Origin of the sequence: Pseudomonas sp. NPDC086251, assembly GCF_044746405.1 — a bacterium.
GTDB lineage: Bacteria > Pseudomonadota > Gammaproteobacteria > Pseudomonadales > Pseudomonadaceae > Aquipseudomonas.
Window position 1 is genome coordinate 19,570 of the sequence record NZ_JBIVBY010000035.1, and the last position, 18,857, is coordinate 38,426.

Genomic DNA, 18,857 nt, shown 5'->3' on the forward strand with positions numbered 1-18,857 from the left:
CGGGGATGGCGGGTTTTGCCAATCCGGCATGACGCGAGGGGAAACCAAATGAAAAGCGCAACACCCATGTTCAGCGGCTTACGGGGTTCAAGTGTGGCTTCGGTGATCCTGATCACCGCGAGCCTGGGCACCGTCAGCGCGGCCCCTTTGGACGATGTAAGCCAGCCTCCACCGACGGACCCCTCGGCGTATTACAACCCGCCCGCCGATCCCATAGCAGCCGCCGCTGCGCTGGAAGCCTTGAAAACCATGCCGGAGACCAACCAAGGCTCATTGGCCCTGCCCAACGGTGTGTACGGCGACCGCAATACACCGCGTGCGGATAACGTGTTGCCGCCGGCCGCGCAGACCTCGTTCAACTTCCCCACCAATGGCAAACCCAGCCCTTTGTTCGGGGCCGAACCGTTCAGCCAGCAGCTGCTGTTGTTCGAGGAATTCGGCACGGAAAAACTCGACCCGACGATCCCGGCACCACCCCTGACCTTCCCCGTCCCCACCGTTGGCCCGGCACCACAGCAGGACCCGAACATCGTCGCCCGCAGCGGTCCCGCCAGTGCGGCGCTGGACGCCTTTATGCGCCAGCCGGGGCTGTACCCGTTTCCGGCGCAGTTCTCCAATGTGCTGGACCGCAACCCCTGGAAGGCGCAAATCGAAACCTTCCTCAATCGCCAACCGGTGGGTTCGCCGGCCGAGGGGCGGCCACCGGGAAAAGGCTGGTCGCACCAGCGCTGGAACGAGTTTTATCCGCAGGTCGATTTCAAGACGGTGCAAGCCGGTGCCCGGACCAACCTGGGCCTGCGTGACCGCAAGCAATTGCACAATTACGCCGTCGGCGAATTCGGCCCCGGCGGGCTCTACTACCAGACCTCCGACATTCCCGAAACGACGGGCACGACCAAAGGCATCGACGTGCGCTTCCATTCGAAAATGCCGGTGCAGAATCACAATTCGCTGTGGACTTTCGACGGCACCGTGCCGCCCAAATTGCTCATGGTCCGCTACGGCCAACCGCTGCTGATGCGTCACTACAATGCCCTGCCGATCGACCCTGCGGCCAACGCCGGATTCGGCCTGCACACCATCAGCACCCACGAACACAACGGCCACTCCCCCGCCGAAAGCGACGGTTATGCCAACGCGTTCTTCTTTCCGGGGCAGTACTACGACTATCGCTGGCCGCTGCAACTGGCCGGTTACGACACCATCAACACCACGGCGCAGGACCCGCGCGCAGCGTTCCCTTGCGCACCCGGTGAAAAGCTGTTCGTCAACGACGCCAGTCCCGGTCTCAAGACCTGTGAAAACGGCACCATCAAGATTCGTGGCGACTGGCGCGAAACCATGAGCACCCACTGGTTCCACGACCACATGCTCGATTTCACCGCGCAGAACGTCTACAAGGGCAACGCAGTGATGATGAACTACTACAGCGCCCTGGATCGCGGCAACGAAGCGATTGAAGATGGCGTCAACCTGCGCCTGCCCAGTGGCTCGGCATTGCCTTGGGGCAACCGCGACTACGACGTCAACCTGGTCGTGGCGGACAAGGCCTGGGATCAGAACGGCCAGTTGTGGTTCAACCCGTTCAACACCGATGGCTTTCTGGGCGACCAGATCCTGGTCAACTGGCAATACCAGCCGCGTCTGAAAGTGCGCGCGCGCAGTTATCGTTTCCGCATTCTCAACGGCTCGGTGTCGCGCTACTTCAAGATTGCCGTGGTGCGTGAAATCGCCGGCAACGGCGGCGAGTTTCCCGGGCCGTCGGGGTCCGGGGTGTCCTATGCCCGGGTGCCATTCCACATGATCGGCAACGACGGCAACCTCATGGAACACGCCATACCTTTCGATGGCAGCATGGACCTGGACGGCGATGGCGACCGGCAAAACCACAATGCGATCCTGCCGACCCAAGGCATCGCCGAACGCTTCGACATCATCATCAACTTCGCAAAAAACGGGATCAAGACCGGCGACAAACTGTACTTCGTCAACCTGCTGGAACACAAAACCGGCAAGGGTCCGGAGAAGAACGGCCTGAGCCTGGCCGACGTGTTGTCCGGGAAGTACAAAGCGGTGATCAAGCAGGGCAGCAAAGGACCGGAATGGGACAAGGGCGACCCGGTGGTGGGCAAGTTCCTGCAACTGGTGGTGCAGCCCTATTCCGGCCAGGACGTGAGCATGGACCCGGTGGCCTACGAACCGGCCAAACCGGGTAAACCGGCCGGCAAGATCATGATCCCGCTGACCCTCAATCGCGACAATCCCACCGACCAGGCCAAGATCAAACTGGCACGGCACCGCGAGTTCGTTTTCGGCCGTTCCGATGGCACCGACGAAGCACCGTGGACCGTCAAGACCGACGGCGGTTTTGGCTACAGCATGGATGCCCGGCGGATCAGCGCGGCGCCGCAACTGGCCAACGGCCCGACCGATGGCGGCTACAGCGGCGACGGCACGCTGGAAGTGTGGAAAATCAAGAATGGCGGCAACGGCTGGAACCATCCGGTGCACGTGCACTTCGAGGAAGGCATCATCCTCAGCCGCGACGGCAAGGCGCCGCCGGAATGGGAAAAAGGCGCACGCAAGGACGTGTATCGCATCGGCGAAGGCATCGACAGTTCGGTGGATGTCGAAATGGCGATCCACTTCCGCGAATTTGCCGGGACTTACATGGAGCACTGCCACAACACCCAGCACGAAGACTCGTCGATGTTGCTGCGCTGGGATATCGAGCATCCGGGCCAGTTCCAGTTGATGCCAACGCCCCTGCCCGGCTGGGACGGTGTCACCTACGTGAACTCCGCCGCCCTGCCCACCTTCCGCACCCCTGGCGACGGCGACAACGGCGATGATGACGATGACGACGATCAGGAGGGATCGAACAAAAAACCCGTGGCCAACCCCGACAGTGCCGCCAGCAACAACGGCCAACCCGTGACCATCAACGTGCTGGCCAACGACACCGACCCCGACGGCAACCTGCCGCTCAAAGTGGTGGGCCTCAGCCAGCCGGATTCCGGCATGGGCACGGTCAGCACCGACGGCGTGCGCGTGATCTACACGCCACCGGCCACGGTCACCGCACCGTTCACCGCGACCTTCACCTATCAGGCGAGTGACGCCAAGGACGCGGTCTCCCCACCGGCAACGGTGTCGGTGGCCGTCGCGGGCGCAGCGGTCAACGAAGACCTGGTGGTCACCAGTGCGTCGGTCACGGTCCGCAGCAACAACCGCTACACCTGGGACTTGGCCGGGACCACGTCGCGCGGCACCGGCAACACGCTGACGGTCACCGCGACGACCACTGCCGGACCGCTCAGCCTGGGGAATGCGACCCTCACCCCGACCGGCAGCGGCGCCCGCTGGAGAGTGTCGGTCACCACCACCGGCGCCGGGCCGACACCGAACCCGACCGTGACCATTAGTTCGACCTTTGGCAAGTCGGTGACGGTACCGATCGCCGTGCACTGATGTGAGATCGATTGGCGCCCGGCCCCTGCAATGTGGATCGGGCGCCAGCGGATTACGGAACAATCGGTCCGAAGAGACTGGATCTTTGCCCCGTTTTTCTCCTGAATCGAACGGCCTAAGGTTGCCTCCAGACATTTACCGGAGGTCACCATGAATCACCCAACCCTGCTTTCCAACATCCAGATCGGCCCGCACGCCCTGTCACACCGCGTGGTCATGGCGCCGCTGACCCGCATGCGCTCAGAGCCCGGCGATGTGCCCGGTGCGTTGATGGCCGAATACTATTCACAGCGCGCCACCGACGGCGGGCTGATCATCTCCGAAGCCACCGTGGTTTCGACCACCGGCAACGGCTACCTCGGTTCGCCCGGCCTGTATAACGACGCGCAGATCCCCGGCTGGAAAACCGTCACCGAGGCGGTTCACGCCAAGGGCGGACGGATTTTCCTGCAACTGTTCCACGCCGGTCGCCAGTCCCACAGCGACATGCAGCCCGACGGCGCCCAACCCGTCGCGCCTTCGGCAGTCGACTACGACGGCGTCGCCTACACCGCCAACGGTTGGGTGCCGAGCACACCGCACCGCGCACTCAGCGAAGCGGAAGTCGTGGCATTGGTCGAAGATTTTCGCAGTGCCGCGCAACGGGGTCTGGCAGCCGGTTTCGACGGTGTGGAAATCCATGGCGCCAACGGTTACCTGATCGACCAGTTCCTGCAGGACGGCAGCAACCGCCGCACTGATGCCTACGGCGGCAGCATCGCCAAGCGAGCGCGCTTTCTGCTGGACATCACCCGCGCGGTGATTTCGGTTTGGGGCAGTGACCGCGTTGCGGTCCGCCTTGGGCCGAGCGGCAATTTCGGCGACATGAAAGACAGCAATCCCGAAGCACTGTTCGTCTACGTCGCGCAGCAACTGGCGGCGTTGAAACTGGCCTACCTGCACTTGATCGAGCCGCGGGTGTTGGGTAATTCGATTGACGAGAGCAAGGACCAGAACCCGGTGGCGGCGCAGTTGATTCGTCGTCATTACGCTGGGCTGATCATGGCTGCGGGTGGTTTTACTGCGGCCACCGCCGAGGAGATTTTGAAAGCGGGTGATGCGGATCTTGTGGCGTTTGGGCGCGACTTTATCGCCAACCCGGATTTGCCGGAGCGTATTCGGCATAACCGGCCGTTGAATGCGTATGACCGTGACACCTTCTATGGTGGTACTGAGGTGGGGTTCACGGACTATCCGTTCTATCAACAGAGCGCTTGAGTGTTGCGTTGAATGAAAAACCGCTTTCGCGAGCAAGCCCGCTCCCACAGTTGGGCGATGTCCATCCGCTAGAGATTAGTCGGCTACAAGGCCGCCTTCGCGGGCAAGCCTCGCTCCTACGATCTTTGCCGTACACAGATTTTGTGTTCACTGAAGATCAAATGTGGGAGCGGGCTTGCTCGCGAAGGCGTAGGGTCAGCCGATATCCTGTTTAATGACACACCGCATTCGCGAGCAAGCCCGCTCCCACAGTTGGGCGATGTCCATCCGCTAGAGATTGGTCGGCTCGAAGGCCGCCTTCGCGGGCAAGCCTCGCTCCTACGATCTTTGCCATACACAGATTTGGTGTTCACTAAAGATCCAATGTGGGAGCGAGCCTGCTCGCGATGGCGGCGCCTCGGTATCCCGGACTTCCCCTTTGCAAATCCCCCACCCGCCTCTACTCTGCGTTAATCCCTCCCTGCACCGAGCACACCTCATATGATGGACAGCCTCAGCGGTATCACGGCCTTCATTCAGGTGGCCGAAACCCGCAGCTTCACCGAAGCCGGTCGCCTGCTGGAAATCTCCTCGTCAGCAGTGGGTAAAAGCGTGGCCCGCATGGAGGAACGCCTGGGCGTGCGGCTGTTCCACCGCAGCACCCGCAGCGTCACCCTGACCACCGAAGGCGAACTGTTTCTGGACCGTTGCAAACGCATCCTCAGCGAAGTGGAAGCGGCGCAAATGGAATTGCTGGAACTGTCCGCCAGCCCACGGGGCAAGGTGCGCATCAGCGTGCCGATCCAGAACGTATTGATCATGCCGGTGCTGGCCGGGTTCATGCGCGCCTACCCGGACATCGAGCTGGACGTGGACATGTCCGACCGCATGGTCGACGTAATCGAGGAAGGGTTCGATGCCGTGGTGCGCACCGGCGCGCCGCAAGATTCACGGCTGATGGCGCGCAAACTGGGCGGCTATCAATTGCAGTTGGTGGCGTCCCCCGAATACCTGGAACGCCATGGCGAACCGACACACCCCGACGACCTGCGCCACCACGTCTGCCTGCTGCACAAGTTTCCGGCCACCGGCATGATCGAGCGCTGGCCGTTGCGCATCGGCGAGACCCACATCGAGCCGAATCTATCGAAAGCCCTGGCCTGCACCACGATGGACCCGCTGACGTACCTGGCGATAGATGGGGTGGGGATTGCCTGCCTCCCGGATTTTTCAATCCGCGAACCACTGGCCGACGGCAGGCTGAAGGTGCTGCTGGACGACTACACCGACCACACCGGCAACCTGTGGATGCTCTGGCCTGCATCGAAGCAGACCGTGCCGAGGCTGCGGGTGTTGATCGATTACTTCAAGGACAACATTCTCAAGGTCTGAACTTAGCGTTGCAGGACTCGCGCGATGCCGCGGATTAGAGCCGTCCGCGTCCGGACTGTTCGGCCACCAGACCCGTTTTTCCTTTGAGTGATGCTCCCTAGACTCGCCTCGTCAGCCATCAACCTGCGAGGTCATTCCCATGACAACCCCACACTCCCCCATTCGTGTCGGCATCGTCGGCGTCGGCACCTGGGCACGCCACGGCCACCTGCGGGTGCTCGCTCTGCTGCCGCAATACCGCGTGCAAGCGGTGTACAGCGAACACCGTGACCGCGCCGAAGCGGCAGCCCGCGAGTATGCGATTGCGCACATCGCCGACTCGCTCGATGCGCTGGTCCATCACCCCGAAGTCGACCTGGTGGTGGTGCTCAACACCGCGCCGCAGCACGAACACACCGTGCGCGCCGCCATCGCCGCCGGCAAAAACGTCTACTGCGAATGGCCGTTGACCACCACCACCGCAGCCTCCGAGAACCTGGTACACCTGGCGAACGACGCCGGCGTGCGTCACATCGTCGGCCTGCAACGGCGCCACGCGCCGCACAACCGCTACCTGCAAGACCTGTTGCAGCAAGGTTACGTCGGCAAACTGCGCTCGGTGCGCTTGCACGTCAGCACCCATTACCTCCAGGCCCTGCGCGCCAATGCCCTGCGCTGGACCGCCGCCGAAGAAAACTTCTCCAGCGTGATCGCGATCTACGCCGGGCACTTCCTCGACATGCTCTTCACCGCAACCGGCTGGCCGGTCAGTGTATTGGGGTTGATGGTCAGCCAGTTTCCGCAAGTGACCATCGTCGAAACCGGCGAAGTGCTGGACAGCACCGCACCCGACCAGCTGGTGCTCAGCGGGTTGCTGGAGGACGGTGCGGTGATTTCGATCCACATCGAGGGTGGCAAGCGCAACGGCTCGGGGGTGCAGCTCGATATCACGGGTGACGCGGGTGACCTGAAAATCACCAATCGCTCAGCCTTCGGCGATGTCGGGGATGACTACGTGATCGAGGGCGCCCACGGTGACAACCTGCCGCTGCAAGTACTTCCCGTGCCGGAGAGTTACCAACGCCTGCCGGCCTCTTCATTGCCCTCGGCCGTGCTGGAATTGGCGGAGCTGTACCACGTGTATGCGCAGGATGTGGCTGAAGGCACACAGGCTGCGGCGACCTTTGCCGATGCCGTGCGATTGCACCGGTTGTTGGATACCGTGAAAGGTTAAGCCATACCCCCACCTGTAGGAGCTGTCGAGCCTGCGAGGCTGCGATCGGCTCTTGTAGGAGCTGTCGAGCTTGCGAGGCTGCGATCGGCTGCGCAGCAGTCGTGAAATCAGGCAATGCGGTGTATCAGGAAAACCGCGTGCGAAGGGTTTACGACTGCTGCGCAGCCGATCGCAGCCTCGCAAGCTCGACAGCTCCTACAGGACCGAGCGCAGCCGAGCAGGCGCGACAGCTCCTACAGGGTCGTATGCAGGTTTAGAAGGAAATTTTGACCTCCACCCACAAGCCCGTTGGGTGATAGTCCAGCACCGCCCGGTTTTGCTCGGCGGTCGGTGTCTTCATGAAGGCTGCGGTTTCCTCGTCGACGTCACTGTCGCCGATCAACACACGCTCACTGGTTCTATCTTTCAAGGCTTGATAAAGGTCGGGATACGGCATGTTCCAGTCATTATCCTGAGCCACTTGAGTGACCACCGGGATCATCGCCACCAACCTGTTATCGGTCATTTTCTCCAGCCCCAACTGCCGCAGCGTGGCGTTGTGGCTGCAATGGTGCCCAACTTTGTACAGCGTGACCCGTGCCAGGATGTCATCGACGGACAGCGCCGCGCCCTGTGCCGGATCGGGTGTGCGCGGGTAAGTCTGGTCGGCCCACGACAGCCAGTTGCCCACCTGCGCATCCCCCGGAAACAACAGCACCTGCTGGTCCGGCAGTTCGAAGGCCAGGACCAGGCTGGTGTTGTTGGTGTCGGAGTCCATTTTCAGCGCCAATGTTTCGGCCGATGAGTACCACTCGTCATCGATTTGTCGCTGCGTTGAAGCGGGGTCGAAGTACAGTTTTTGCGTAAGCGAGTGGTCCTTCGGCAGCTTTTGTTTCACCTGGTCCAGCGGCCGTTGATGCGGGCGCGCAAAAGGCAGGTCGAGCGCCTGTACCGGCACGCCGTTGAGGTGCCCGACCTGAAGCTCGATGGCATGGGCATCTTCCTCATTGGTCAGGTACACCTCCTTGGCAGCGCCTTGCGACGGAGTGTCCTTGCGCAAGCGTTTTTCATCTCTGGGCGGCCCCATCACATAGGCCTTGAGACCGCCAATGCCGGTCGGCGTAACGACATCGCCCGGCTGCAGAAAACGCGTTCGCGCCGGCGTGGCTTTGTCCTTGAGCATCTGCAAAGTGCTCGCCCCCGTCGGACGCCCGCCGCCGGTGACCCCCATGAATGCACTCAGGTCCAACACGGTCTTGATGTGTAAATTTTGTTCCTTCAGGGCAGCCATTTTCGGCTGACCGGCCAGCGCCGACAGCGCCTGTTTGGCCTTGTCGAAATGCTGGTGCAATGCCACGGCCTGAGGGTCGATGGGGTTCTCCGTCCAGGCCAGCCAGAACTCACGGATCTCGAACTGGTTTTTGAACGCTTCCTGCTCGTACAGAAACCCAGACAGGTGATCGTGATGCTCATGCGTGACGACCAGCAGGTCCAACTGGCCGCCGGTGGTGGCGAGCAGGTCGCTGACGATCTCTTTCATCCGGTCCCTGGCTTTCGCGACGCCCTGCAATACGCCGCAGTCGATCAGGATGTGCTTGACCTCGGCATTTTCCAGCTGATGGCGCAGCAAAAAGCAGTCGCCGAGAATGCCCCGGTACATGCGTACCGATACCGTGCCCGGTGATGGGTGGGTGGTCATGGCGTCAGACTCCACGGTGGGTCATGGCGAACGGATTATCCTCGGCGCACGCGCCTCGGTAAGTCAGCGCCAGACTGTCAGTGCCGGTCTCGAGGAACTGCCGCTGGCAAGCCAGTCGCGCCCCGTCATCGATGCGCTTGCGAATGACATAGCGGACCTTGCCATCGCGCAAATCGATGATCAGCGTCGCACCGCCGCGAAACAGGAAGTCGCTGGTCAGCGGCGGCGTACTGCCCGCCAGGTCCTGCTGATCCTGTACATTCTGCTTTGCAGGGTCCAAAAAGCCCTGGCGCTTTTGCGTCACTTCAATCACCAACTGGCGCAGGTCCTGCCCATCGGGCCCGGCTCGACGGCAGGTCCGCACCGAGTGCACCTCGACCGCCGGCTGGGTGGCGTTGAATCGGGGGAACAGGCTGCCAGCGATGTACTGCTCAGTTCGGTCGGTATTGAAAACAACCCCCAGCGCATCGGCCCAACCCGGTGTCGAATCGCAGACTTTCATCATCCAGTACCAGACAATCTTGCGATTGCGCTCGGCCTGGCGAAAGCCCTTGTGCCGCTGGTATTGCGGGGTGATGTCGAGCGCGTGCGTGCCTTTGGGCGCGTTCAACAGGTCTTTGACCTCGAGGTCGACGTCAGCGGTTTCCCACAGCAGGCTGTCGGGGGCCAGTGACAGGCAATTCTCGGGAAGAATGCCGCGACGCCGGAACGCCTGAATCATCGCCAGGCGATACTGCATCGGGTCGTCCGGAATCAGATCGGTGTCGGCGGTGATGATGCCCCGCAAGAATTCACCGAACCGCACATCCACCGGCGGCAAGTAGTCCAGCGCGCGGATGCACATGCGCAGCACGTGATCCGCCGATTTGATGGCTTCGCGGGTCAAGCGCTGCACCAGTTCCGGTGGCAGGCGAGTGCTCGCTTTGCCGCCGCTATCGGCCAGGCGCAACAGATCGGACGAGCGTTGTTCATAGATGCTGACGAACGCGTCGAACACCGCCGCGACCAGAATGGCACCGCGCTGGTGGGGCTCGCGCACCTTCGCCAGCAGGGTTGGATCAGGCAGTTGCTGGCTGTCCTTGTCGTCGATGGCTTCGCGCAGTGCTGCGTAACGCCCCGTCGCTTCGCCGAACTGCCGCGCCAGGCCGCTCAGCCAGGACCGCTGGTTGAGGTTGCCGCCATTGGCGGCCACGTATTTGGACACGGCCTCGGGCAAGGTGAAATGCATCATCAGCGCCACGATGTCGGCAAAGGCCTCATGAAACGCCAGGCTGTCGGCACTGGTCGCCTCGCTGTAGCGACGGTGCAGGCCATCGAGAATCGCGTGGGTGGTTTCATGGGCAATGATGTCGTGCGACAGCGCGGTGAACACCCAACTGCCCGGCAGATTGGCCCCGGGATCGGTGATCGAGGCCTTGAAATAACCGAACATCAAGGCCTTCTTCTCTTTGCTGTAATAGGCATTGGCCTCGCGCAGCGCATGCGGATAGATACGCAGCTTGCGCACTTCCTGATACGACGAGGTTTTCTCGTCCCAGCGCGGGCACCAATACACCTTGCGCCCGAGTGCACGCTCGAACAGCTTGACGGTTTTCATCGCCACGGCGAACACCATCTGCTGGTGGAAACGCGGATCGCCTTCGGACGGCGTCAGCCCGTCCTGCGCCAACAGATGCCGGTCGTTGAGATCCACCGGGTCGTAAAACTGGCCGCTGCTCGGGTCGATATCGATGACTTCAAAGTACTCGTTGACCGGGCCCGGCTGCATCTTCGCTTCCCAGCGCTCCTCCCAGGGAATCTGGATGGTCGCGTGGCTGATGCGGGCAGTCTCCAACTGCGTGGACGCCTGCGGGTCGAAGGCGTAAACCCGGAGCCTGCGCATCGGTGGCGGTGGATAGCTGTTCATCTGCCCGGTCTTCCGCATTTTTAGAATCAGCAGAAGCATAGATGACTTATCGGCACTTCAACGCACATCCCCCTGTAGGAACTGTCGAGCTTGCGAGGCTGCGATCGGCCCTGTAGGAGCTGTCGAGCCGTGCGAGGCTGCGATCGGCTGCGCAGCAGTCGTAAAATCAGCCCACGCGGTACACCTGACACACCGATAACTCAGGGTTTACGACTGCTGCGCAGCCGATCGCAGCCTCGCACAGCTCGACAGCTCCTACAGGGGCCGGTGCAGATTTTGGCAGCGGTGACAGGTCGCGGGGCAGCGCTAAAACGTGACGACCGACCATCCGAAGAATCGCCCGCCCTATCCTGATAGCTAGAATTGACTAGGGGGATCACTTCAACGCGTCCTTACAAAGCGGGAGTATCACGATGAAAATCGTATCTTCGCTGGCGTTAGTGGTAGCGGTCGGGTGGATCTCTGGGTGTTCGACCGTGCCTGACAGTCAGATCACCAACGTTCCACTGAACGCTACTTCCACTAACCCCGGGAGTATCGCCCAGACCATCATGATGCCCAGTGGCAAAGCGACAATATTCTGGTTTGCCGTCAGCGGCGAGCCCATAGGCAGCGCATTACCGGGCCGCTTGACGGCCTACATCTACCCGGGAAGCTGTGGAAACCTGGGAGCCAAACCCGCCTATGACATCAACGACGGTCCGAACGCGCGCTTCTATTCGCCCGCCTCGAACCAGTACTTCTGGAAAAGCGCACCGGTCGCCGTCGATACACTGCGTGCTGGCGGTTATGCATTGGTGGTGCGTCAAAGCCCGGCCGACGGTCATCAGGCTATCTTCTGCGGGAACCTGAGCTGAAAACAGACCTCGCCTTAATGCAAAACCTGTGGGAGCGGGCTTGCTCGCGAAGAGGGTGTGTCAGTCGACATTAATGTTGCTGATACACCGCCTTCGCGAGCAAGCCCGCTCCCACATTTGATTGTGTTCGTCAGGGAAGCAACTCGGGCGCATAGGCCGTCAACCGCGCCTTCACCAGTGACGCGCCGTGGCGGGTCAGCACCTCCATTTCTTCCGAAGACAAGCGGCTCAGGTTGGTGTCGATCGATGAGGCAAACGCCGCGTCGCCCTTCTGCGCCTCGCCCGTGCGACTGTCGATCGAAAACCACATCGGCTTCGGCCCCTTCCCTGCCAGAAACCGGAACTGAAGCCGGTCAAACTCCAGCCCGCGGATCTGCTCCATCATGATGTCGAGCCCAGCCTTGAGCACAATGGCGCCGGATTCGGTGGGTCGGCTGTTATTGGCAAAAGGCTTGCCTCCGTCGCTGACAATCACGTAATCGAGCGCATTGCGATCGCGCACCAACGGGTTGACGGCCATATTGTCGTACACCCCGCCATCCGTCAGCGTCACGTATTCAACGTTGGCGGCGGGCCCATAGACACTGGAATCGAGCCTTAACGGCGGAAACACCGGCGGAAAAGCAGATGAAGCCGCAACCGCCTGGCAGATCGGGAAATCGAGGGCCGGTATGACCCCCAGTTCGTGCTCGCCCATCTCGCAATCCTTACCGCCGCCGGCCACGAAAAAGAACATATTGCCGGTCGAGAGGTTGGTGGCATTCAGATAAATACGCGGCCCGTTACTCAGCGCCACCAGTTTTTTCTTCAGGAACAAATCCTTGTCGTAGGCGCCTGCCAACTTATCAAGTCGCGACTCGAACGGATCGAGCGAACCGGCGATAAACGATGACACCGCAATCGAGCGCGTACGCAAGTAAGTGTCGAGCAAATCCAGTTTATTGGCCGCGCTCCAGTTCAACGCCACCGTGGCACCGGCAATGCTGCCGCCACTCACGCAACTCAGCAGATCAAGCTTGTCGAGAAGCCCGTGGCTGTCCAGTTCGCGCATGACGCCCAGGTGAAACGCAGCCGCTCGAAAGCCACCACCCGACATGGCCAGACCGATGCGTTTGGTTTTGCCGTTGATAATCACTGACATGGTGAGCTCCCTTGATAGAAGAAGCGTGGAACAGCGCTACTGCTGTGGCGCAACCATCTTGAACTTGATGTTGATGACGTCAGAGACAGCGGTGTCGGCCCACTCACCTTCACCGATTTTGAAGTCGCTGCGCTTGAGCTTTAGTTGGCCTTCAAAGATCCCGATGGCGTTCTCGGCCTTCAGCAGCACCGGAACTTCCACAACCTGAGTAACGCCCCTGAGCGTGAGTTTGCCGGTGATCACATAGCGGTTGTCACCCAGTACTTTTACGCCGGTCGATTCGAACGTCGCCTCGGGATACTTCGCGGTATCGAACCAGGCAGGCTTTTGCAGTTCGTCATTGGCGTCGCTGCTCCCGGCATCGATGCTGTTGAGCTGGATGGTCAGCGCGGCATGGGCGGCGGACGGGGCCGCCGTGTTGAAATCAAGCGTGGCCTTGAACTTGCTGAACGTGCCATAGACCCGCGAGCTGAACTGCTTGTAAGTAAAGGAGATGGTGCTGGCGGTCTCATTCACTTGCGTGTATTCGGCCGCTTGCGCACACGGCAACGCGCCGACTACCAGTGCGGCGACCCATGCAGTGAAACAAGGCAATCGAGGGGTCATGGTGTTCTCCGGTTGGGGCTCCCGTCGTGAGTGGCACCCAAACCAACGTTAGTGGACTAAAGCAAAGAACCGCCCTTTATGCCACCCAATGTACTGACTTCCGACCACCTGTCGGCCGAACGGATTTCACACCATGCGCCTGACCCGGCGGGTGTTTAATGGCTCCAGCACTCACCGCATCGGAGACCGGCCATGAAAATCGTCGTCATCGGAGGCACCGGGCTGATCGGCAGCCAACTCTGCAAAAACTTGCAGACGCTGGGGCATGAAGCGCTGGCGGCGTCACCCAGCACCGGCGTCAACGTCATCAGTGGCGAAGGACTGAAGGAGGCACTGCAAGGCGCCGATGTGGTGGTCGACGTGGCGAACTCGCCCTCCTTCGAGGATCACGCGGCGTTGCATTTCTTCGAAACCGCCGGGCACAACCTGATCGCGGCGGAGAAAATCGACGGCGTCAAACACCATGTCGCGCTGTCCGTCGTCGGCACCGAGCGGATGCTGGAAAGTGGCTACTTCCGGGCCAAAATGGCTCAGGAAAAACTGATCAAGAAGTCCGGCATTCCCTACACCATTGTCCGCGCTACGCAGTTCTTCGAATTCATCGGCGCCATTGCCTACTCCGGCCGAGAAGACGGCGACACCATCCACCTGACTTCCGCGGCGCTGCAACCGATTGCCTCGCTCGATGTCGCGGCGGCACTCACCGATATTGCCCTGCAAGCACCGAGCAACGGGACCGTGGAAGTCGCCGGCCCTGAACGCAAGCCGCTGGTCGAGTTCGTCACGCAGTACCTGCAACACACCAAGGACCCGCGCCAGGCGGTTTCGGACGACACGGTTCCGTACTTCGGCGCGCCGATCAACGACCAATCGCTGACGCCGGGGGAGAATCCCATTGTTGGGTCGACGAGGTTTGACGATTGGCTAAAGGGCGCGGCGCATGCGTCCTGACGGCCGAGCAGACAATCAACCGTTTGGCTTAACGTCACCCCGGTAGTAAGTGGCGTGCTTGGCCAACCACTGCTTCCCGAGCTCAAATATCCTCTTTACGCCTGGCCAGGATCCAGTCCGACGTCCGAGGGACGCCGTGCTTGTCCTGGCCCATGGCCTGACCCACCAACACCTCGGCTTGAGGAAGAATCAGGAAGCTGAACACCCCCGTAGAGGTCGCGCCTTTCTTGACGGATTTCCAGGTGCCGTAAAGATAGTGACCGTCATACAGATCACAAGAGCCCTGCCACAGGTATCCACCGATATTGTTGGCGTTGCGCAATCGCAGTCGTCCACGGGCGATATCGATATCGACCGTCTCAATGACCCATTGATTGGGGTCGTCGGCATCCTGCCAGGTAGACGCCCAGAAGCCGAGCAGATCGTCCCGGCGCGAGTATCGCCAGCTGCTCAGGAGCACGGGAAGGCATAACGTCAGCACCACACCAAAGGCCGCGCTGCCGAATGACATAAAGAAGTTTTCCAAGGTGCCCATGGCGAGAGACCTCTGGACTGAGCTGACTGGAGCTTAGCTCACACCCCCGACGCGGATATCCGCGCCGGCAGATACCCGATAAACGCGGGTGACCTTTGGCGATGAAAAAGGCTGGCGCGCCGGGCCTGGGTCGACTATTGACCGGAGCGCTGCGGCGCGGCGCCGGACTCTCGCAGCCACGCCCGCTGCAACAACCTGATCACCTCAGCATCCGAGGTCTGGGAAAAATCCATGTACCAGTGCCCGATCGACATGAACCAATCCGGCATGATCGGGCAAATCAGCTCATCCACTTCACTGCGCAGCGCCTGCGCCGTCTCAATCGGCGCCACCGGCACAGCCACGACAATGCGCGACGGCGCGTGCACCCGCACCGCGTGGATCGCCGCCATCATCGAGGCCCCGGTCGCCAGGCCGTCGTCGATCAGGATCACCACTTGATTCTTGAGCTGCACCGGCGCGCGCTTTCCCCTGTACGCCTGCTCACGCCTTAACAACTCTCGGGTTTCGCGTGCGACCACGGCTTCAAACGCGGCCTTGTCAATCGGGTGCATTCGCAGCGCGTGTTCATTGAGAATCTGGATGCCACCGCCGGCAATGGCGCCCATCGCAAACTCCTGATGGGACGGCACCCCGAGCTTGCGCACCAGCATCAGGTCGAGGCGAACTTCCAGCGCTGCGGCCACTTCATAAGCCACCGGCACCCCGCCACGGGGCAAGGCGAGAACGATCACATCAGGGCGATGTGCGTATTTGAGCAGCGGTTCCACCAGACGCCGACCGGCCGCGGCCCGGTCCTGCAAGAGCGTTGACGATGAGGGACTCATTGGAAAACCTCCCCAGGCGATCACGCCTGACGGTTCGCATCACAGGGTCACTCAGGATTGTCGGTCTGACGGTGGCTGACATCAAGCTCGGCCATGACGCACGCGCCCGCCGATTGCTTCGCCGGCGTCAGCTCGAATGACAAAAAAAAAGCGACCTCCCTGATGCAGGACTTGATTGTCACCTGCACCCAGAAGGTCGCCCTTGTCTGTTCCGAACAAGCCCTGAGGCTTACACGCGGAATCGGCCTAGCCTGCGCTCGCGACTGTCCGTGGAGACATAGCGACGGCGCCCTGTCGTCTCACACGCTGAGTCAACACCAGCATTGTCAGGAACCCCAGTGCAATCAGTACCGGATACGCCATCAACAGTTCGGTAAGGGAGTATTTCCAGGCCAATGGGCGCCCAACGCCCAACATGGCCGCATACATCCAGGACACGGCCGACAGCGACCCGCAGAACAGCGCCAGCATCCGTGCGCTGAAGCCAAGATTGAGCAACGAACCGGCCTTTTGCAGCGCGGGCAATACCAGGCGATGCAACAAGAGGCCGTTGTAACTCAGCAACACGACAATAATCACTTTGGCGTGAAGCTTCGGGTTCATAAAGTAATTCATGCCTTTTTCCAGGTAATCAATACCGATGATGGCGGCACCTGTCACCCACAACGCTATCAATGCGGCGATGACAGACTTCTGGAGACTTTCCATGTGAGCGTTATCATGCTCAGTGAATGTTTTACGTTTTAACAAATCTCTGACCATCGCAATATCGCTGGTCAATACCAATCCAATGGCCACACAACACGACACTAGATGAACGTATATAACGCCCAACCGCAAAAACTCCATACATTCTTTATTTTCGAGCAGGCTCATAATTGTATTTATCGCCACGGTACTTTCTCCACCTTATTCGATAGTACAGATCGGTATTTAACAGGGCATTCAACTCTTTAAAACCCTGCGCGATCTTACTTTTATAAGATATGCCAACTCATCGACTTGGCACTGCTTAGCCCATTGATTCGCTTGGCAAATCAATACCGGCTTATTATTGCCTCCTGAATTTCAGGTAAAAAAACCCCCATCGCATTCAATGCACATGAGGTTAATTTTCCACTTCTTTTCTGCGGCTGCAGGAGCAGGTCTTGGGTGACGTGCTGCAGGATCAGAGGCCCGGGAGCCTGGAATGTTCATTTTTTGAGCAACCCACCGACAAACGGCGGTTAGTGTGAACGTCGCACACTCGTGTACTAACGTATCAACTTCCCTGTCAGGCCCATGACAACTAGTCTGGTGAATTACTGGTGGTTTCCAATACGGCTTATTGGATCCATTAGTTGTTAGGCACCTTACGAAAAGTGTAATAGCGTGCTGATCGTATTTGCGACCTACCCCACTGAAAAGTCATACTTTTATCATTCCACTCACCCACTAAGGTGAAGTCCTGATAATCGGCGAAACTTGCGCCGCCGATCCGGGTTTCAATCAGGGACAGATCGCGGTGGTCGCGCCCCTACACCAACCGCTCGATTTTCTGATGCTGCCAGACCATTTTGTAATACGCCGTCTGCAACACCAGCATCCCCAAATACGCCACCGGAAACGCCATCCACACGCCTTGCAACCCGAAGTGCCCGTCCAGCACATACGCCACCGGCAACTGCACCCCGACCACACACACAATCGAAATCGCCATCGGCACCAGCACCGAGCCGCTGGCGCGCATGATGCCGCCGACAATCGCCTGGAAGCCGAACACCAACAGACTCCAGAGCATGATGTGCAACAGATGCTCCGCCTTCGCCCGGGTGGAATCATCCGTGAGGAACAACCCCAGCAACCAGTGCGACAACAGATAACCCAACACCACCAGGCCACCGGTCAGGCACACGTTGATCAACAGCCCCGTGCGCAGAATCGGCCCCATGCGCTCAAGCCGCCCTGCACCAATCGCCTGCGCGCCAAGAATCGACGCCGTGATCGCAATCGACAGCGCCGGAAACTGCACGTAATTGACGATCTGCGTCACCGCGCCATACGCCGCCGTCGCCTGCGAACCGTGCTGATTCACCAGCGCCAGAATCACCAGCTCCGACACCGACAACACCACCATCTGCAACCCGGTCGGCAACCCGATGCGCAACACCTTGCCGAGAATCACCAGGTCCAGGCGCATCGCCGCGAACATCTCCCGATCCGGCGCCAACGGATGCCCCTTGCGAATCAACCGCCACGCCAGCCACCCCATCGCCGACAAATTACCCGCCAACCCCGCATACGCCGCACTCTGAATCCCCATCATCGGCAACCCGAACCACCCCCGAATCAACGCCGGCGTCAGCGCCAACCCGATACACGTCGACACCACCAACGCAATCAGCGGCGACACGGTATCGCTCACCCCGCGCAGCAGTTGGGTGAAGAGCACGTAGACCAGCAGCGACGGCATGATCCACATCATCACGTGGGCGTAGGACACGGCGTCGTCGATCACATCGGCCGGTGTACCCAAGCCTTCCAGCGCGGGCCTTGCGAACACGCTGCCGAGTACGGCGGCGGTCAGGCCGATCATTGCGCCCAACAACAGAGTTGTGCCGGCGATGGTCTTCACCAGATGCGGTTCACGGGCGCCCCAGGCCTGGCCGATGAGCACGCCCGCCCCCGCGCCGAGGCCGATGACCAGGGCGATGAAGAAGAAGACGATGGGGAACATGCCGGAGACGGCGGCCAGGGCTTGAGTGCCAAGCATTTGGCCGATGTAGATGCTGTTGATGGTGCCCGACATGGATTGGAGGAAATTGGAGAGGACCATGGGGGCCAGGAAAAGGAGGTAGGTTTTCCAGAGGGAGTGTGGGGTGGCGGGGGTTTGCATTGAGGGTCCGTCTCGGGTGGGCTCGTGTTTCGGAAATTCTACGCTAGGCAGCCAACACCAACGCGTTCCCATTGTGAAGATTAGAACGTATGGGCAATGTCCGTTGTCGGCTGTGGATGCAACCGGTGGACACCATGAGGGCAAATGGGTAGCGTTATCGACGCTGCTT

Annotated in this window: 14 protein-coding genes; 6 read left to right on the plus strand and 8 right to left on the minus strand. The window is 60.5% G+C overall.

Going from position 1 to position 18,857, the window contains the following annotated elements; genetic code table 11:
* Nucleotides 1-48 precede the first annotated feature (48 nt).
* The 4 genes from ACIPL2_RS29285 to ACIPL2_RS29300 all read left to right on the plus strand — a co-directional run bounded on the left by ACIPL2_RS29285 (nucleotide 49) and on the right by ACIPL2_RS29300 (nucleotide 7,312).
* Complete coding sequence (locus ACIPL2_RS29285; protein WP_401362582.1) at nucleotides 49-3,471, plus strand: Ig-like domain-containing protein; 3,423 nt, start codon at nucleotides 49-51, stop codon at nucleotides 3,469-3,471.
* 150 nt (nucleotides 3,472-3,621) lie between these two features.
* Entirely contained in the window at nucleotides 3,622-4,728 is a 1,107-nt protein-coding gene (locus tag ACIPL2_RS29290) for an alkene reductase (RefSeq protein ID WP_401362584.1), read from the plus strand.
* Between the two features lie 483 nt (nucleotides 4,729-5,211).
* The gene (locus tag ACIPL2_RS29295; RefSeq protein WP_401362695.1) at nucleotides 5,212-6,099 is read left to right on the plus strand and encodes a LysR family transcriptional regulator; all 888 of its coding nucleotides are present in this window, start codon (nucleotides 5,212-5,214) and stop codon (nucleotides 6,097-6,099) included.
* Nucleotides 6,100-6,238: 139 nt separating this feature from the next.
* Nucleotides 6,239-7,312, plus strand: a complete 1,074-nt coding sequence (locus ACIPL2_RS29300; RefSeq protein WP_401362586.1) for a Gfo/Idh/MocA family protein — start codon at nucleotides 6,239-6,241, stop codon at nucleotides 7,310-7,312.
* Nucleotides 7,313-7,565: 253 nt separating this feature from the next.
* Here ACIPL2_RS29300 and ACIPL2_RS29305 read toward each other — a convergent pair whose 3' ends face one another.
* Entirely contained in the window at nucleotides 7,566-8,990 is a 1,425-nt protein-coding gene (locus tag ACIPL2_RS29305; RefSeq protein ID WP_401362588.1) for an MBL fold metallo-hydrolase, read from the minus strand.
* 4 nt (nucleotides 8,991-8,994) lie between these two features.
* On the minus strand, nucleotides 8,995-10,896 hold the full coding sequence (locus tag ACIPL2_RS29310; RefSeq protein ID WP_401362590.1) for a hypothetical protein: 1,902 nt from the start codon (nucleotides 10,894-10,896) through the stop codon (nucleotides 8,995-8,997).
* Between the two features lie 413 nt (nucleotides 10,897-11,309).
* Here ACIPL2_RS29310 and ACIPL2_RS29315 point away from each other — a divergent pair, with 413 nt between their 5' ends.
* Nucleotides 11,310-11,753 (plus strand): hypothetical protein, encoded by a 444-nt coding sequence (locus ACIPL2_RS29315; RefSeq protein ID WP_401362592.1) that lies wholly within the window; start codon nucleotides 11,310-11,312, stop codon nucleotides 11,751-11,753.
* A gap of 130 nt (nucleotides 11,754-11,883) precedes the next feature.
* On the opposite strand, the gene ACIPL2_RS29320 is transcribed toward ACIPL2_RS29315, so the two are convergent.
* Nucleotides 11,884-12,894 carry a patatin-like phospholipase family protein gene (locus ACIPL2_RS29320; RefSeq protein WP_401362593.1) on the minus strand — a complete coding sequence of 337 codons (1,011 nt, stop codon included), beginning with the start codon at nucleotides 12,892-12,894 and terminating at the stop codon, nucleotides 11,884-11,886.
* A 36-nt stretch (nucleotides 12,895-12,930) separates the two neighbouring features.
* Nucleotides 12,931-13,500, minus strand: coding sequence for a YceI family protein (locus ACIPL2_RS29325; RefSeq protein ID WP_401362595.1), 570 nt, complete (start codon nucleotides 13,498-13,500; stop codon nucleotides 12,931-12,933).
* Nucleotides 13,501-13,692: 192 nt separating this feature from the next.
* On the opposite strand from ACIPL2_RS29325, the gene ACIPL2_RS29330 reads away from it, so the two are divergent.
* Nucleotides 13,693-14,451 carry an SDR family oxidoreductase gene (locus ACIPL2_RS29330; RefSeq protein WP_401362597.1) on the plus strand — a complete coding sequence of 253 codons (759 nt, stop codon included), beginning with the start codon at nucleotides 13,693-13,695 and terminating at the stop codon, nucleotides 14,449-14,451.
* An 82-nt stretch (nucleotides 14,452-14,533) separates the two neighbouring features.
* On the opposite strand, the gene ACIPL2_RS29335 is transcribed toward ACIPL2_RS29330, so the two are convergent.
* The 4 genes from ACIPL2_RS29335 to ACIPL2_RS29350 form a co-directional block, all read right to left on the minus strand.
* A complete protein-coding gene (locus tag ACIPL2_RS29335; RefSeq protein WP_401362599.1) occupies nucleotides 14,534-14,986 on the minus strand; it encodes a hypothetical protein in 453 nt (150 codons plus the stop codon).
* A gap of 134 nt (nucleotides 14,987-15,120) precedes the next feature.
* On the minus strand, nucleotides 15,121-15,813 hold the full coding sequence (locus tag ACIPL2_RS29340) for a phosphoribosyltransferase (protein ID WP_401362601.1): 693 nt from the start codon (nucleotides 15,811-15,813) through the stop codon (nucleotides 15,121-15,123).
* A gap of 246 nt (nucleotides 15,814-16,059) precedes the next feature.
* On the minus strand, nucleotides 16,060-16,707 hold the full coding sequence (locus ACIPL2_RS29345) for a hypothetical protein (protein WP_401362603.1): 648 nt from the start codon (nucleotides 16,705-16,707) through the stop codon (nucleotides 16,060-16,062).
* Between the two features lie 622 nt (nucleotides 16,708-17,329).
* Nucleotides 17,330-18,688 (minus strand): MATE family efflux transporter, encoded by a 1,359-nt coding sequence (locus ACIPL2_RS29350; protein ID WP_401362606.1) that lies wholly within the window; start codon nucleotides 18,686-18,688, stop codon nucleotides 17,330-17,332.
* Between the last annotated feature and the right edge of the window lie 169 nt (nucleotides 18,689-18,857).